Below are 15398 nucleotides of genomic sequence, written 5' to 3'. Positions count from 1 at the left end.
TTAATCATCTCATAAACAGATTGAAAATGGATCTGGTGGCGCTCGACATCTTTCGCACCGTCGCGGCGGAAGGCAGCGTGACGCGCGCGGCCGAGCGGCTGGGCCGCGCCCAGTCGAACGCCACCACGCGCGTGCAGCAGCTGGAGGAAGACCTGGGCGTGCCGCTTTTCCTGCGCGAAGGCAGGCGCATGCGCCTCACGCCCGAGGGCGAGACGCTGCTGGCCTATGCCGACCGCCTGCTGGCCCTGGCCGAGGAGGCGCGCCAGGCCCTGCACCCGGGCGCGCCCACGGGCCGCCTGCGCATAGGCGCGATGGAGAGCACGGCCGCCGCCCGCCTGCCCGGCCCGCTGGCGCGGCTGCACGCGCAGTGGCCCGCGCTGTCGCTGGAGCTGCGCACCGCGCCCTCGCGCCAACTGGCGGACCAGGTGCTGGCCCACCAGCTCGACTGCGCGCTGGTCGCGTGGCCGCCGCCCGGGCTGGAGGCGGACGCGCCCATCGAGCGCACGCCCGTGTTCGCCGAATCGCTGCTGCTCGCCCTGCCCGCCAGCCACCCGCCCGCCGCCACGCCGGCCGACCTGCGCGTGCACCTGCTCGCCGCCTTTGCCCAGGGCTGCACCTACCGCCGCATCGGCGAAGACTGGATGCGCCAGGGCGGCGCCCCGGTCGAGGTGCTGGAGCTCGCGTCCTACCCCGCCATCCTGGCCTGCGTGGCCGCCGGCCGCTGCGCGGGCGTGGTGCCGCAGTCGGTGCTCCAGCTGCTGCGCACGCCGCCCCCGCTGCGCTGGGTGCCGCTGGGCACCTGCGACACCATGCTCCTGCACCGCCCCGGCTACGCCACGCCGGCCCTCGCCGCGCTGCAGAGCGCCCTGCTTTCCCACCAAGACGCACCATGACCACCACACTGCTGCAACGCCTGAACATCTCCCTGCCCATCATCCAGGGCCCCATGACGGGCTCCGACACGCCGCAGCTGGCGGCCGCCGTGTCGCAGGCCGGCGGCCTGGGCATGCTGGGCTGCGGCATGCGCTCGCCCGAGGCCATGGCCCAGGCGGCGGCCGCCGTGCGCGCCGCCACCGGCAAGCCCTTCGGGATGAACCTGTTCGTGCTGGAAACACCCCGGCCCGACGCTGCCGAAGTGGCCGCCGCCATGGACAGGCTGGCGCCGCTGTACGCCAGGTTCGGCCTCCCGCCCGAGGCGCCGGCGCGCTGGTGCGAAGACTTCGCCGCGCAGTTCGATGCGCTCATCGCAGCCCGGCCCGCCGTGGCCAGCTTCACCTTCGGCATCCTGAGCGCGGCCCAGGTGCGCCGCATCCAGAGCGAAGCCGGCAGCTTCGTCATCGGCACGGCCACCACCCCGGCCGAGGCCCTGGCCTGGCAGGAAGTGGGCGCGGATGCGGTGGTCGCCAGCGGCATGGAGGCCGGCGGCCACCGCGGCACCTTCCAGGGCGACTGGGAAGGCAGCCTGATCGGCACCCTGCCCCTGGTGCCGACCTGCGTGGACACGCTGAAGATTCCCGTGATCGCCGCCGGCGGCATCATGGACGGGCGCGGCATCGCCGCCGCGCAGGCGCTGGGCGCGCAGGCGGTGCAGATGGGCACGGCCTTCCTCGCCTGCCCCGAGTCATCAATAGTCCCCGCGCAGCGCGCCGCAATGGCCGCCGCCCAGGCCACGGACACGCGCCTGACGCGCATCTTCTCGGGCCGCCCGGCGCGCGGCATCCTCAACCAGGCGATGCGGTCGCTGCAGCCGCAAGAGGCGGACATCCCCGCCTACCCCGTGCAGAACGCCCTCATGGGCCCCATCCGCCGCGCCGCCGCGCAAGCCGGGGACGCCGGACACATCGCGCTGTGGGCCGGCCAGGGCGTGGGCGCGGCGCGCGTGCTGCCGGCGGGCGAGCTGGTGGCGCTGCTGGCGCAGGAATGGCGGGCCGCGCTGCAGCGGCTGCAGACTTGAATGTTTTGCGTGTTTTTGGCCTCCAGCGCTTATCCACAAAGCGCCAGGAGCTATTCAATAAATAGCAATCAGCGAGCCACCTCGTCACCCATGAGCCACCGCCCCGCCACGCTCTCGGGCAGGTACAGGCCGCGCGCCAGGTAGTCGTCGAGGCGGCGGCGGTCGGGCGAACGCAGCTTGATCAGGGGCGGCAGCGGCCCGCACACGCGCGCGAACAGCAGCCGCAGCTTGAGCCCGGTGCGGCGCCAGCGGCCCAGCACGTGGTAGAGGTACGGCCCCGCCTCGGCCCGGGCCAGGCACAGCCGGTAGGCGCCGCCGCGCAGCAGCACGACCTGCAGCGCCAGGTGCATGCTCAGGTAGGCCGGCATGTCGATGCGCTGCAGCGCCCGTTCGTACAGGCCCTGGGCGCGCAGGTGGGCGACGTATTCCTCGCCGCTGCGGACGATGACCTCGCCGGTGAACTCGCGCTGCAGGTCCTCGATGAAGGGGCTGGCCGGCGGCGCGGCCATGAACCAGTTCTCCACCACCGGGCGGTCCGGGGCGCTGGTGTACTGCTGCAGGTAGTAGCCCACGAAATCGGCGCCGGTGCGCGCCTGCTCGGCCAGCACCCAGTCCAGCGGACGGGTGAGGATGGTGCTGGCATCGAGCCAGATGCCGCCGTGGCGCCGCAGCAGCTCCAGGCGTATCCAGTCGGCCCGCTTGGCCGCCGATGCGCCGTCCAGCGCGCGGGGAATGGCGGGCAGGTACTGCAGCGCGCCGCGCTCGTCGAGGATGCGGATTTCGAAGTGCGGGTGCAGGCGCCGCCAGTTGTCGAAGCAGCGCCGCACCAGCAGCGGCGGCGTGCCGCCCTGCCAGTAGCTCCAGATGATGCGGGGAATGGCGGCTGCGGGTGCCCGGGCCGCGCCCGTCGAATACAGCGTGAATTCGGGCGCGGGTGCGCCCTCCAGCCACAACGGGCGCAGGCGGAACCAGCGCCGCAGCCAGCGGGCCAGCCACAGCTCGCCCCGGTGCTTCCAGCGGAGGGACGGCGTGGCGGACGTCATGCGGACACGGTGCTCCAGGCGCGCCGCAGCCGGTGGGCGCGCAGCCACCAGCCGCGCCGCGCATAGGCGCGCAGCAGCGCCTCCGCGGCCAGGGGCGATGCCGCAGCGAAGTCGTCGCGCAGCCGCCGCGCCGCGGCCTCGCGCTCGGCCACGGGCAGCGCTGCCCGCTCCAGGAAGCGCGCCGCGCCCGTGAGGCTGCGCGCGCATTGGTGGGCCAGCGCGAAATGCAGATCCGCATGGGCGGGCATGTCGCCCGCGGCCTCGGCCGCCCGCAGGGCCTGGGCAAACGCGCCCAGCGCCTGCGACTGATCCAGCGCCTTGGGCAGCGTCATGGTGGCCAGGATGCTGCTGCCGCGCTGGCGGTAGGCCACCCAGGGTTCGGGCAGGTAGCAATGGCTGCGCGCGCGCAGCAGGGCCAGGGGCATGGTGGCCATGTCTTCGAAGTAGCGGCCCGGCGGAAAGCGCAGGTCCGCGCCCCACAGCGCGCGCCGCGTGATCTTGGACCAGGCGTGCAGCTGGCCCGTCATGAACAGCCCGGCCAGCAGCGCCGCCCGGTCGTGGAACGGCCCGCCTGCGGGCCCGGCGAAGGTGGCGCGGTGCGCCTCGCCGCGCAGCCGGTGCTTGAGGCGCGGGCGCTCGCGCCAGACCGCGAAGTCGCACAGCACCGCGTCGGGCGCGTGGCGCCGCACGGCGGCCTGCAGGCCCGCCAGCGCGCCGGGCAGCAGCTTGTCGTCGGAGTCGAGGAACCACAGGTACTCGCCGCGGGCCGCGCCGATCATGGTGTTGCGCGCCGCGCTCAGCCCCTGGTTGCGCGCGTGGTGCATCAGGGCCAGGCGGCCGGGCCAGCGCGCGGCCAGCGCGTCCATGAGGGCGCGCGAGCCGTCGGTGGACGCGTCGTCGAGCACCAGCACCTCCACGCCCGCGCCGCCGTCCGGCAGCTGCGCCAGCTGCTCCATCACCGACCCGATGCACTCGGCCAGGTAGTCCTGCACGTCGTAGACGGGCACGAGGATGCTGAGCCAGGGAGCGTCCGCATCCTTCATCGGGGGTGCTCCAGTCCACGCAGCAGCAGGTCCTCGTACCGCGCGGTCATGGTCTGCAGACCGTAGAGCCGCAGCGCGTCGTCCCGCGCGGCCCGTGCCATGCGCCGGGCCTCGTCATCGCGCGTCAGCAGGCGCTCCAGGGCATCGGCCAGGGACCGGGGGTCGGCGTGCCCGGCCAGCAGGCCGTTGCGGCCGTCTTCGATGACCTCCTGCACACCCACCACGCGGCTGCCCACCACGGCGCAGCCCGCGGCCATGCCCTCGATCAGCGACAGCGGCATGCCCTCGTAGTGCGTGGACAGCACGCAAATGCGGTGCCCCATGAGCAACCCAGGCATGTCCTTGCAATGGCCCAGGAATTCCACCTGCCCGTCCAGCCCCAGCTCGGTGCACAGCCTGCGCGCCGCGCGCCGCGCGCCCGCCTTGCCGCCGCCGGCCAGCTTCACGGGCGGCGTGAGCCCCTGCTGGCGCAGCAGCGCCACGGCGCGCAGCAGCGTGGCGTGGTCCTTCTGGCGCGCGAAGCGTGCGGCCATGACGATGCCGGGCACGCGGCCGGCCCAGTCATGCCCGTCCGCGCAATCGTAGGGCGCGAGCGGGATGCCGTTGGGAATGGCGACGGTCTTGCCGGGCGGAAAGCCGCGCGCCAGCAGGCTCTGGCGCACGCCCTCGGAGACGCCGACGATGGCCTCGGTGCGCCCGGCCAGCCACAGCGCCTGGCGCAGCCGCCAGGCGGTGTAGCGCTCGCGGGAGTTGTGCTCCACCTGCACCAGCCGCGGCACGCCGGCAACCAGCCCCGCGTAGCGGCCCCACAGGTGCTCGCTGAAGCCGTGGGCCACGAGCACGTCGGGCCGCCAGCGCCGGCAGACGGCGGCCAGCTGCCAGACGGTGGCCGCATGCGCCCAGCCGGCCACGGTCTCCACGGCCAGGCCCTCGTCGCGCAGGGCCTGCACGCGCTCGCCGCGGGTATGCCGCTTGCGGCGCAGCACCAGCAGCGCCTCGCAGCGGCCCGACAGCGCGTGGGCGCGCACCAGGTCCACCGCCACCTGCGTGGCCCCGGAAAACCCGCCGGTCACGAAGTGCAGCACGCGGGGCCGGCGGGCGATCTCAGGCACGGGACTGGCGGGAGGATGGACCACGGCGCGGCAAAGAGGACGACGATGCGCCCGCGCCACCCGCGTATTGCGCGTCCATGCCGAGCACCGCCGCCCAGGTGAGCATGGTCATGAACAGGTAGAACATGATGCCGCTGTTGTGGGCGAAGAAAACCTGCGTCATGCCGAAGCCCGCGTACAGCAGCGGAATGCACACGCCGCCCAAGCGCAGCGCCAGCATCTGCGCGCGCACCTCGGCGCCCTGGCGCGCATAGGCCGCCACGCGCGCGCGGGTGGGCCAGAACATGCACAGCGGCACTGCGTAGAACAGAAGCAGCCAGGCCACGCCGACGATGCCCGCCTTGACGAACATGTCCAGCGGCTCGTTATGGGTGTAGATGTACTCCACGATGGACGGTTCGTACTGCCCCGCGGCCACGCGCTTTTCCTTCTCCTCCAGGTAGCCGCGCATGCCCCAGCCGAAGATGGGCTTCTCCAGTCCCACCTCCCAGGCAAAGCGCCAGTGCTCCAGGCGCTGGCCCACCGAGTTGCCCGCCTCACGCTCGGCGTCATAGACTAGCATCTCTTTTTCCATGACGTTCCAGCGCTCGGCCAGCACCGCATGGTTGGCCGCGCCCAGCACGGCCAGCACGACGGCCGCGCCGCCCAGCATGCGCCACAGCGCGCGCCGGTCGAAGCGCCACAGCAGGTACAGGCCCACGGGACTGGCCAGCAGCAGCGCCAGCCAGCCGCCGCGCGACAGCGACAGCACCGAGGCGTTGAGTGCCATCAGCGCCGCCAGGCCCGCCAGCGCCAGGGCGGCGCGGCCCAGGTGCTCGCGCAGCGTGATCGCCTGCACGGCCAGCATGGTGCCCAGCAGCAGCGCCAGGTTGCCCCACTGGATGGCATTGGTCTTCCCGCTCGGGAACCCCGAAGCACGCGGGGCACCCTCCACATGCACCTGCCACAACGCCACGGCGCCCGCGCCCAGGCAGCCCGCCAGCAGCCCCCAGAACTGCGCCCGTGGCCTGGGCGCGGTAGGGCTCACGAAGAGCAGGCATGCGATGCCGAGGGCGAACTTGGAAGGACGGTCCCACGTTCCCCCCAGGCTTTCCTGCGGATTGGCCAGGAGCCACCAGAAAACGCCCATGCCGCCCATGGCAACCGCAAAGCCCCAGGTCCACCGGTCCTGTGCGGCGAAAGGCCAGCGGCGCAGCGAGCACAGCGCCCCGATCAGCAGCAGCGCCGCACCGTAGGAATAGCCGGACTGCACCGTCAGGGCCAGCGCGGGAAGCAGGAACAGCGCCGCGGTGGCGAGCTGGCGAGGCCAGGGCGGCGCGCCCAGGAAGGATTCGAGGGTGGTCATGTGGTCAATACGCCGACCCCGGGGCCGATCGCTCAAGTCCCGCAACCTGCGCGGCTGCGGGGCGAGGTCGTGTGTCAATGACCCGCGTGAACAATCTCACCCGCCTTGAGGCGGTACAGCGTGCCGCAATACGGGCACTGCGCCTGTCCCTGGTGGGCGATCTCGAGGAATACCCTGGGATGGCCGTTCCACAGCTTCATGTCCGCCTTGGGGTTGGGGCAGTGCACGCCCCCATTGCCGTCCAGGTCCTTGGCGAGCAGTTCGACGATTGCTTGAGGCATGGCGTGATCAGACCTTGGTGAGCCAGTGGGCGTATTTGGGATTGCGGCCATTGACGATGTCGAAGAAAGCCGTCTGGATCTTCTCCGTGAGCGGGCCGCGGCTGCCGCCGCCGATCTGCACGCGGTCGAGCTCGCGGATCGGCGTGATCTCGGCGGCCGTGCCGCTGAAGAAGGCCTCGTCGGCAATGTACACCTCGTCGCGCGTGATGCGCTTTTGCACCAGTTCCAGGCCCAGGTCCTTGCAGATGTGCAGCACGGTGTTGCGCGTGATGCCGTTGAGGGCGCCGGCCGACAGGTCGGGCGTGTAGACCACGCCATCCTTGATGATGAACACGTTCTCGCCCGAGCCCTCGGAGACGAAGCCGGCGCTGTCGAGCAGCAGGGCCTCGTCGTAGCCGTCGTCGGTGGCCTCCATGTTGGCCAGGATGGAGTTGGTGTAGTTGCTCGACGCCTTGGCCTGCGTCATCGTGATGTTGACGTGGTGGCGCGTGAAGCTGCTGGTCTTGACGCGGATGCCGCGCGCCATGCCCTCCTCGCCCAGGTAGGCGCCCCAAGCCCAGGCCGCGACGATCATGTGGATCTTGTTGCCCTTGGGCGAGACGCCCAGCTTTTCGGAGCCGATCCAGGTCAGCGGGCGCAGGTAGCACGATTCCAGCTTGTTGGCCCGCACCACGGCCCGCTGCGCCTCGTTCACCTCCTCCTTGGTGAAAGGAAGCTTCATGCGCAGGATCTTGGCGCTGTTGAACAGGCGGTCGGTGTGCTCCTGCAGGCGGAAGATGGCCGTGCCCTGCTCCGTCTTGTAGGCGCGCACGCCTTCGAAGGCGCCGCAGCCGTAGTGCAGCGAGTGGGTCAGCACGTGGATCTTGGCATCGCGCCAGTCCACCATCTGGCCATCCATCCAGATCTTGCCGTCACGGTCGGCCATGGAGGGAACAACGGGGCTCATGGTGATCCTTTACAGAAACTGCGTGGGTCGCAAAGCCGGCTATTTTACGATTCGCCGGCGGGGTCCTCGCCCGGCGCCGGCCGCACCAGGTTCCAGCGCACCAGCCGGCCATTGACGAATTCGCAGGTCACGTGCGACTGCGTGCCGTCCGTCCAACGGTACACCTCGGGCTCCTGGCCTTCGGCCGACAGCTGCTCGCCCAGCGCGCGCGTCATGGCGACCACGTGCATCAGGTTCACGCCGGACTTGAGCCTGGCGTTGAGCATCACGGCGCTGCCCACGTAGCCGATCGGGTTGTTCCGGGCCTTCTGCATCACATTCATGAGACGCGTGTAATGCAGCAGCCCCCACATGACCAGCCCCCCGCTCACGGTGAGGATGCCCTGCAGGCCGTAGGCGCGATAGCCGGCGATGGCGAGGGCGACGATGCCCAGCGGAATGAAGATCTTGCGCAAATTCATAGGCGCATTGTCCTATGCGCGCGCAGGGGCGCGGCTGCGGGTCGTGCGTAGTTACCGACATTGCGGCACGGTCCGCCCGCGGCCGATAATCCCCGGATCCTGGAGACGATGCACCCGCCGCGGCGGCAACACAGAGTGAACGACGACCTCCCCCCGCCTTCGGCCATGCCCCCCGAATTGTGGAAATGGCCCGCGGCCGAACTGGCCCGCGCCATACGCGGCAGGCACATCTCCCCCGTGGAGGCCACCACCGCCATCCTCGCGCACATGGCGGCGCAGCAGCCCCGGCTGAACTGCTTCATCACCGTGTGCGCGGACCAGGCGCTGGCGCAGGCCCGGGCCGCCGAGGGCGCCCTCATGCGCGGCGACGCCCTGGGCGCGCTACACGGCGTGCCGTTCTCCGTGAAGGACATCGTCAACACCCGGGACGTCGCCACGACCTTCGGGGCGCTCCCCCTGCGCGGCAACGTCCCCGCCGAGGACGCCGTCTCCGTGGCCCGGTTGCGCCGCGCCGGCGCGATCCTGATCGGCAAGACCACGACGCCCGAGTTCGGCTCCAAGGGTTTCACCGACGCGCCGCTGTTCGGCGCCACGCCCAACGCATGGAGCCCCCGCCACACCTGCGGCGGCAGCAGCGGGGGCGCGGCGGTGGCCGTCGCCGCCGGCATGGCGCCGCTGGCCATCGCCACCGATGGCGGCGGCTCCACGCGCATCCCCGCCGCCTGCAACGGCGTGGTGGGCATCAAGCAGACCATCGGCGTGGTGCCGCACAGCCAGGCACTGGACCTCTTCGGCAACCAGACCTACGTCACGCCGACCGCGCGCACCGTGCTGGACACGGCGCTGATGCTCGACGCGATGGCCGGCCCCCACCCGTGCGACCCCTGGTCCCAGGGACGCGCGGCTGTCGATCACGTGCAGGCCGTGCGGGCGGCGCGTGACCTGCGCGGCAAGCGCTTTCGCTACAACGTCGCGCCGCACGGGCGCCGCGTGTCGGCGCAGGTGGAGCAGGCGTTCCGGCAGGCGCTGCTCCACATCGAGTCGCTGGGAGGCAGTGTGGAGCCGTTCGAGGCGCAGCTGGACATCGAGCCCCTCTGGCGTACGGTGAACCACACGGTCTGGCGCGCCCGCTTCGCGCCGCTGGTGCAGCAGCATGGCGACGCCCTGAGCGCCACGTTCCGGCGCCAGATCGAGAGCGCGCAGGACTACAGCGCGCTCGACTACCAGAACGCGATGTTCGCGCGCTCCCGACTTTTTCACACCGTGCAGGGCTGGCTGGACGACGCGGACTTCCTAGTCATGCCGACGCTCACGCGCACGGCGCTGCCGCTGGGCACCGACATCTTCGACCGCATGGAGATCGACGGCGCCGAGATGGGCGACATCCGCGCGAACTGGTACCCCTGGACCATGCCGTTCAACATGACGGGCCATCCCGCCGTCAGCATCCCGTGCGGCTTCGATTCCGAGCGGCTGCCGGTGGGCCTGCAGATCGTCGCGCCCATGTTCTGCGATGCGCAGATGCTGCAGGCGGCGGCCTGCCTGGAGGCCTCTTTCAACCTGCTGCAGGCCTGGCCTGACATGTCATAAACCCAAGGAATGGAGATACCCCCTATGACGACATCCTCGCGCCGCCACGCGGTGCTCGCCGGCGCGCTGGCCGCCCTGGCCCTCGCATGCGGCCCGGCCGCGCAGGCCCAGGAGGGCGACTTCACGCGCATCGTGGTGGGCTTCGCGCCCGGCGGCGCGGCCGATTCGCTCGCGCGCATCTACGCGGAGCAGCTGCGCCAGGACGGCCTGGGCAACGTGCTGGTGGAGAACAAGCCGGGCGCGTCCTCGCGCCTGGCCCTCGACTACGTGAAGAAGGCGCCGGCCGACGGCAAGACCGTCTTCATCGGTCCCTCGCCGATGTTCACCATCTTCCCCCTGACCTACAAGAAGCTCAGCTACGACCCCGACAAGGATCTGGTGCCGGTGGCCCTGCTGACCGACGTGCCCACCGTCATCGCCACCGCCGTCAACGCGCCCTACAAGACGATGGACCAGTACGTACAGTGGCTCAAGCAGCATCCCGCGCAGGGGAGCCTGGGGCTGGCGTCCATAGGCAGCGCCGGCCACCTGGGCGCCTTCGCGCTGAGCAAGGAGCTGGGCCTGAGCGTCACGCCCACGCCGTACCGCGGCGCCACGCCCATGCTGGTGGACGTCGTGTCGGGCAACGTTTCCATGGGCTGGGATGCCGTCGCGAGCATGATGCCGCTGTACCGGGGCAACAAGCTGCATTTCCTGGGGGTCAGTGGCACGCGCCGCATCAAGGCCCTTCCCGAGGTGCCCACCGCGTTCGAGCAGGGCTACAAGCAGTTCGAGTACGCCACCAGCTGGTACGGCGCCTACGTGAGCGGCGCCACGCCCGAGCCGGTCAAGGCGCGCCTGCAGGAGGCTTTCATCAAGGCCTCCCGCAACCCGGCCACGGCCGCCAGGCTCGAGGACCTCGGACTGGAGGTCGTGGGCAAGTCCGGCGCCGAGGCCCGGGAGCGCATGCTCAAGGAGCGCGCCGCCTGGAGCCCCATCGTCAAGGCATCGGGCTTCGAGGCCCAGGACTGAGTTTCAGCCCAGGCCGCGCACGGCGGCCATGGCCTCGTCCACGCGCTCCACGGCGTGGATCTCCAGGCCGGGGATGGGCTTTTTGGGCGCGTTCGCCTTGGGCACCACGGCCACGGTGAAGCCCAGCTTGGCGGCCTCCTTCAGCCGCTCCTGGCCGCGCGGCGCGGGGCGCACCTCGCCGGCCAGGCCTACCTCGCCGAAGGCGATGAAGCCTTTGGGCAGCGCGCGCCCGCGCAGGCTGCTGGTGATGGACAGCATCACCGCCAAATCGGCCGCGGGCTCGCTGATGCGCACGCCGCCCACGGCATTGACGAACACGTCCTGGTCCGCGCAGGCCACGCCCGCATGGCGGTGCAGCACCGCCAGCAGCATGGCCAGGCGGTCGCGCTCCAGGCCTACCGAGAGGCGCCGCGGGCTCGGGCCGCCGCCATCGACCAATGCCTGGATCTCCACCAGCAGCGGGCGCGTGCCCTCCAGCGTGACCAGCACGCAGCTGCCGGGCACGGGCTCGCTGTGCTGCGACAGGAAGATGGCGCTGGGGTTGGCCACGCCCTTGAGGCCCCGCTCGGTCATGGCGAACACGCCGATCTCGTTCACCGCGCCGAAGCGGTTCTTGATGGCGCGCACCAGGCGGAAGCTGCTGTGCGTGTCGCCCTCGAAGTACAGCACCGTGTCCACCATGTGCTCCAGCACGCGCGGGCCGGCCAGCGCGCCCTCCTTGGTCACGTGGCCCACCAGCACCACGGCGATGCCCGTGGCCTTGGCCAGCCGCGTGAGGTGGGCGGCGCATTCGCGCACCTGTGCCACCGAGCCCGGCGCGCTCGTGAGCTGGTCGGAGTAGATGGTCTGTATGGAGTCGATCACCGCCACGGCGGGCTGCGTGGCCTCGATGGTGGCGAGGATCTTCTCCAGCTGGATCTCGGCCAGCACGTTCACCTGGCTCGCCTCCAGCCCCAGGCGGCGCGAGCGCAGCGCCACCTGCGCACCGCTCTCCTCGCCCGTCACGTAGAGCGTGGGCAGGCCCACGCGCTGCAGCGCGTCCATGGCCTGCAGCAGCAGCGTGGACTTGCCGATGCCCGGGTCGCCGCCGATGAGCACCACGCCGCCCTCGACCACGCCGCCGCCGAGCACGCGGTCGAGCTCCTCGATACCGCTGGGCGTGCGTGCCACCTCGGTGGCCTCGATGGCGGCCAGCGGCATCACCGACTGCGCCTGCGCCAGGCCCGCATACTGGCCCGCGCCGCTCAGACGGTTCTTGCCGGGGCCGGCATCGGGCACGGTCTCGATCAGCGTGTTCCAGGCCCCGCAGCCCGGGCATTTGCCGAGCCAGCGCGGGCTGCTCGCGCCGCATTCGCTGCAGGAGTAGAGGGTTTTGTCCTTGGCCATGGGGTGGGCACTATAGACGGTGACAATCGCCCCCGGAAAAACGCCAGTCCGAGAATTGGCGTTTAAAGCAAAATCACGCCAGAACCTTTTACCAGACTGCGCAAGCAGCTCTCATTCGAGGAGCATCACCATGACCACGCTAACCCTGTACTACGCCCCCGGCACCTGCGCCCAGGCCGTACGCATCGCGCTGGAGGAGGCCCAGGCGCCGTACACCCCGGTGCGCATGGACTTCGCCAGCCAGCAGCAGCGCTCGCCCGAATACCTGGCCATCAACCCCAAGGGCCGCGTGCCGGCCCTGGTCACCGAGCATGGCGTGCTCACCGAGACCCCGGCCCTGCTGGCCTACGTGGCGCAGCGCTTTGTCCAGGCCGGCCTGGCGCCCGCCGACGCCTTCGGCTTCGCGCGCATGCAGGAGTTCAACAGCTACCTGGCGTCCACCGTGCACGTGGCGCACGCTCACCGCCCGCGCGCCAGCCGCTGGGCCGACGAGCCCGAGGCCCAGGCCGCCATGCAGCGCAAGGTACCGGCCAATATGACCGAGTGCTTCGACGTGATCGAGCGGCACTATCTGGGCGACGGCCCCTGGATGCTGGGCGAGCAGTACACCGTGGCCGACGGCTACCTGTTCACCGTGGCTGGCTGGCTCAAGAGCGACGGCGTGGACATCGCGCGCTTCCCCAAGGTGCACGCCCACTCCCAGCGCATGGCGGCGCGCCCGGCGGTGCAGCGGGCGCTGGGCTGAAAAAGAAGCCGGCGCCCCTTACGGAGCCCCGGCCGGTAAAAGGCCTGCGAGCAGGCCGGCTTTCATGGGTTGCAGCGCGTCATTCGAACGGCTGGGGCCGCTTGGTCTTGTCGCTCGACGGCGGCAGGATGGGCATGGCGATCTTGGGCTGGTCGCCCGTCAGCGTCTTCAGGAAGGCGACGATGTCGGCGTTCTCCTGCCCGGTGAACTTCTTGCCCAGTTGCAGGCGGCCCATGGTGTCCACGGCCTGGGACAGCGTGTCGGCGGCGCCGTCGTGGAAGTAGGGGTACGTCAGTTCCACGTTGCGCAGCGTCGGCACCTTGAAGTTGAAGCGCTCGGCGTCGTTGCCCGTGACGGCGGAGCGGCCCTCGGCCGGGTTGTCCGTCTTGTAGGGCTCGACCAGGCCCATCTTCTGGAACGAGTTGCCGCCCAGGTTGGGGCCGTTGTGGCAGGCCACGCAGCCGGAGCTCTTGAAGAGCTGGTAGCCGCGCAGTTCCTGCGCATTGATGGCCTTCTTGTCGCCCTTGAGCCACTTGTCGAAGCGCGCGTTGGGGGTGACCAGCGTTTCCTCGAAGGCGGCGATGGCGGCCGTCACCTCGTCAATGGTGAGCTTGTCATGGCCGAAGACCTTCTTGAACTCGGCCACGTACTGCGGGATGGAGCGCAGCATGTCCACGGCCAGGCCGTGCGTGAAGGCCATCTCGCCCGGGTTGGCGATGGGACCGCCGGCCTGCTCCTTCAGATCCTTGGCGCGGCCATCCCAGAACTGGGCGAGGTTCAGGCTGGAGTTGAGCACCGTGGGCGAGTTGATCGGGCCCTTCTGCCACTTGTCGCCGATGGAGGTCTTGAGGTTGTCCGAGCCACCCATGCTCAGGTTGTGGCACGAGTTGCACGAGATGAAGCCCGAGCGCGACAGGCGCGGGTCGAACCACAGCTTCTTGCCCAACTCGACCTTGGCGGGGCTGGTCACCTTGGGGCCGGCGATTGGCTGCACGGGTTCCTGCGCGCGCACGGGAGCAGCCATCAGCAGGGCTGCCATGGACACCGCGCCCAGCATGAAGCGAGCGGCATGGCGCACGGGAGAGGACTTCTGTTTCATGGGGGGCTCCACTTCTCTCTTTGTCGCGGACTGTCAATGCGCTGTGAACTCATTCTTCGGGAAGACCCGAATCGGCCTCTTGATTCAGAGCAAACTCAAAGACAATTTCTGCAAAATGGTTTTTAAGAGGGAAACACCCCTCGCGCAGCCCCGTACAGAGGGCATTCACCGGGCGTGCGGCGTGCGCGGAAAGCCTGCCCCTTGACAGCGGGGCCGTATCAGTCTACGGAGACGGGAACGCGCGGCGCGAGCGCACACATGAGCTCGTAGCCCACGGTGCCACCGGCCTCGGCCACCTCGTCGATGGGCAGCACGACGCCGTTGGAAGCGCGGCCCCAGAGGGTGACCTCGGCGCCCATGCCGGCGCCGGGCACGGGCGTGAGGTCCACGGCGATCATGTCCATGCTCACGCGGCCGATGGTGCGCGTGCGCACGCCATTGACCAGCACGGGCGTGCCGGTGTCGCAGTGGCGCGGGTAGCCGTCGGCGTAGCCGCAGGCCACGACGCCGATGGCGAGCGGCCCCTCGGCCGTGAAGCGCGAGCCATAGCCCACGGTGTCGCCCGCCTGCAGCTGCTGCACGCCGATGATGCGCGAGGCCAGCGTCATGGCCGGCTCCAGGCCCCAGTCGACGGCGGTGCGCTCGGGATGGTCGGGCGCGCTGCCGTACAGCGCGATGCCGGCGCGCACCCAGTCCAGGCGCACCTGGGCCTCGCCACCATGGCGCAGGATGGCGGCGCTGTTGGCGATGCAGCGCTCGCCCGGCAGGTCCTGCGTGGCGCGATGGAAGGCCTGCACCTGGTGGGCGATGCCGCGCGGTCCGTCGGCATCGGAGAAATGCGTCATGAAGGAGATCTCGTCCACCTGCGGCAGCGCGTTCAGGCGCGCCCAGGCCGAGCGGTAGCGCCCGGGCGCGAAGCCCAGGCGGTTCATGCCGGAGTTCATCTTGAGGAACACGCGGTGCGGCGCCTGGGTCTTGTGCGCGGCCAGCCAGTCGATCTGCTCGTCGCAGTGCACGGCGTGCCACAGCGACAGGCGCGAGCACAGCTCCAGGTCGCGCGGCTCGAACACGCCCTCCAGCAGCAGGACGGGGCCGCGCCAGCCGAGCCGGCGCACGCGCTCGGCCTCTGCCATGTCCAGCAGCGCGATGCCGTCGGCCGAGCGCAGGCCCTCGAACACGCGCTCTATGCCGTGGCCGTAGGCGTTGGCTTTGACCACGGCCCACATGCGCGCATCGGGCGCGGCGCGGCGCGCACGCTCGAGGTTGTGCTGCACGGCTGCGGGGTGGATGGTGGCAAGGATGGGGCGCGGCATGAGGCTGGTGTTTCTACGGAGCGATGGGTGACCATTCTGGCACCGGGCCGCCGGGCCTGCGTGATATAA

15 protein-coding genes are annotated in these 15398 nt (G+C 70.7%); 5 read left to right on the top strand and 10 right to left on the bottom strand.

All coding sequences use genetic code 11. The features are described 5' to 3' along the window. Positions 1-26: 26 nt before the first annotated feature. Both ALIDE2_RS01240 and ALIDE2_RS01235 read left to right on the top strand, forming a co-directional pair. Positions 27-893, top strand: coding sequence for a LysR family transcriptional regulator (locus tag ALIDE2_RS01240; RefSeq protein WP_013517220.1), 867 nt, complete (start codon positions 27-29; stop codon positions 891-893). Beyond that, positions 890-1954: an NAD(P)H-dependent flavin oxidoreductase gene (locus ALIDE2_RS01235; protein ID WP_013721214.1), complete on the top strand. Its 1065-nt coding sequence runs from the start codon at positions 890-892 to the stop codon at positions 1952-1954. Before ALIDE2_RS01240 ends, ALIDE2_RS01235 begins: the two co-directional genes overlap by 4 nt. 68 nt (positions 1955-2022) lie before the next feature. On the opposite strand, the gene ALIDE2_RS01230 is transcribed toward ALIDE2_RS01235, so the two are convergent. The 7 genes from ALIDE2_RS01230 to ALIDE2_RS01200 all read right to left on the bottom strand — a co-directional run bounded on the left by ALIDE2_RS01230 (position 2023) and on the right by ALIDE2_RS01200 (position 8185). Then, positions 2023-2997 (bottom strand): glycosyltransferase family 32 protein, encoded by a 975-nt coding sequence (locus ALIDE2_RS01230; RefSeq protein ID WP_013721213.1) that lies wholly within the window; start codon positions 2995-2997, stop codon positions 2023-2025. Beyond that, on the bottom strand, positions 2994-4040 hold the full coding sequence (locus tag ALIDE2_RS01225; protein ID WP_013721212.1) for a glycosyltransferase family 2 protein: 1047 nt from the start codon (positions 4038-4040) through the stop codon (positions 2994-2996). Before ALIDE2_RS01225 ends, ALIDE2_RS01230 begins: the two co-directional genes overlap by 4 nt. Beyond that, on the bottom strand, positions 4037-5152 hold the full coding sequence (locus tag ALIDE2_RS01220; RefSeq protein WP_013517216.1) for a glycosyltransferase: 1116 nt from the start codon (positions 5150-5152) through the stop codon (positions 4037-4039). Before ALIDE2_RS01220 ends, ALIDE2_RS01225 begins: the two co-directional genes overlap by 4 nt. After that, a complete protein-coding gene (locus ALIDE2_RS01215; RefSeq protein WP_013517215.1) occupies positions 5145-6497 on the bottom strand; it encodes an O-antigen ligase family protein in 1353 nt (450 codons plus the stop codon). The genes ALIDE2_RS01220 and ALIDE2_RS01215 overlap by 8 nt, the downstream gene beginning before the upstream one ends. 74 nt (positions 6498-6571) lie before the next feature. Further along, positions 6572-6778, bottom strand: coding sequence for a zinc-finger domain-containing protein (locus ALIDE2_RS01210; RefSeq protein ID WP_013517214.1), 207 nt, complete (start codon positions 6776-6778; stop codon positions 6572-6574). A 7-nt stretch (positions 6779-6785) separates the two neighbouring features. Beyond that, a complete protein-coding gene (locus ALIDE2_RS01205) occupies positions 6786-7724 on the bottom strand; it encodes a branched-chain amino acid transaminase (RefSeq protein ID WP_013517213.1) in 939 nt (312 codons plus the stop codon). Positions 7725-7768: 44 nt separating this feature from the next. Beyond that, entirely contained in the window at positions 7769-8185 is a 417-nt protein-coding gene (locus ALIDE2_RS01200) for a hypothetical protein (protein WP_013517212.1), read from the bottom strand. A gap of 165 nt (positions 8186-8350) precedes the next feature. Between ALIDE2_RS01200 and ALIDE2_RS01195 the strand changes: the two genes are divergently transcribed. Together ALIDE2_RS01195 and ALIDE2_RS01190 are read left to right on the top strand one after the other, a co-directional pair. After that, positions 8351-9775, top strand: a complete 1425-nt coding sequence (locus ALIDE2_RS01195) for an amidase (protein WP_013517211.1) — start codon at positions 8351-8353, stop codon at positions 9773-9775. 24 nt (positions 9776-9799) lie between these two features. Next, complete coding sequence (locus ALIDE2_RS01190) at positions 9800-10786, top strand: Bug family tripartite tricarboxylate transporter substrate binding protein (RefSeq protein ID WP_013517210.1); 987 nt, start codon at positions 9800-9802, stop codon at positions 10784-10786. 3 nt (positions 10787-10789) lie between these two features. Here the strand turns inward: ALIDE2_RS01190 and radA are convergent, their stop codons facing one another. After that, positions 10790-12172 (bottom strand): DNA repair protein RadA, encoded by a 1383-nt coding sequence (gene radA / locus ALIDE2_RS01185; RefSeq protein WP_013517209.1) that lies wholly within the window; start codon positions 12170-12172, stop codon positions 10790-10792. 130 nt (positions 12173-12302) lie between these two features. Here radA and ALIDE2_RS01180 point away from each other — a divergent pair, with 130 nt between their 5' ends. Beyond that, the gene (locus tag ALIDE2_RS01180; protein WP_013517208.1) at positions 12303-12917 is read left to right on the top strand and encodes a glutathione S-transferase family protein; all 615 of its coding nucleotides are present in this window, start codon (positions 12303-12305) and stop codon (positions 12915-12917) included. Positions 12918-12996: 79 nt separating this feature from the next. Here ALIDE2_RS01180 and ALIDE2_RS01175 read toward each other — a convergent pair whose 3' ends face one another. Together ALIDE2_RS01175 and alr are read right to left on the bottom strand one after the other, a co-directional pair. Beyond that, positions 12997-13974: a cytochrome-c peroxidase gene (locus tag ALIDE2_RS01175; RefSeq protein WP_238530129.1), complete on the bottom strand. Its 978-nt coding sequence runs from the start codon at positions 13972-13974 to the stop codon at positions 12997-12999. 260 nt (positions 13975-14234) lie between these two features. Further along, positions 14235-15329 (bottom strand): alanine racemase, encoded by a 1095-nt coding sequence (gene alr / locus ALIDE2_RS01170; RefSeq protein ID WP_013721211.1) that lies wholly within the window; start codon positions 15327-15329, stop codon positions 14235-14237. Positions 15330-15398: the final 69 nt, after the last annotated feature.

Origin of the sequence: Alicycliphilus denitrificans K601 (genome assembly GCF_000204645.1) — a bacterium.
In the GTDB taxonomy this organism is placed as follows: Bacteria; Pseudomonadota; Gammaproteobacteria; order Burkholderiales; family Burkholderiaceae_C; genus Alicycliphilus; species Alicycliphilus denitrificans.
This window is presented reverse-complemented; position numbering and strand designations above follow the sequence as displayed.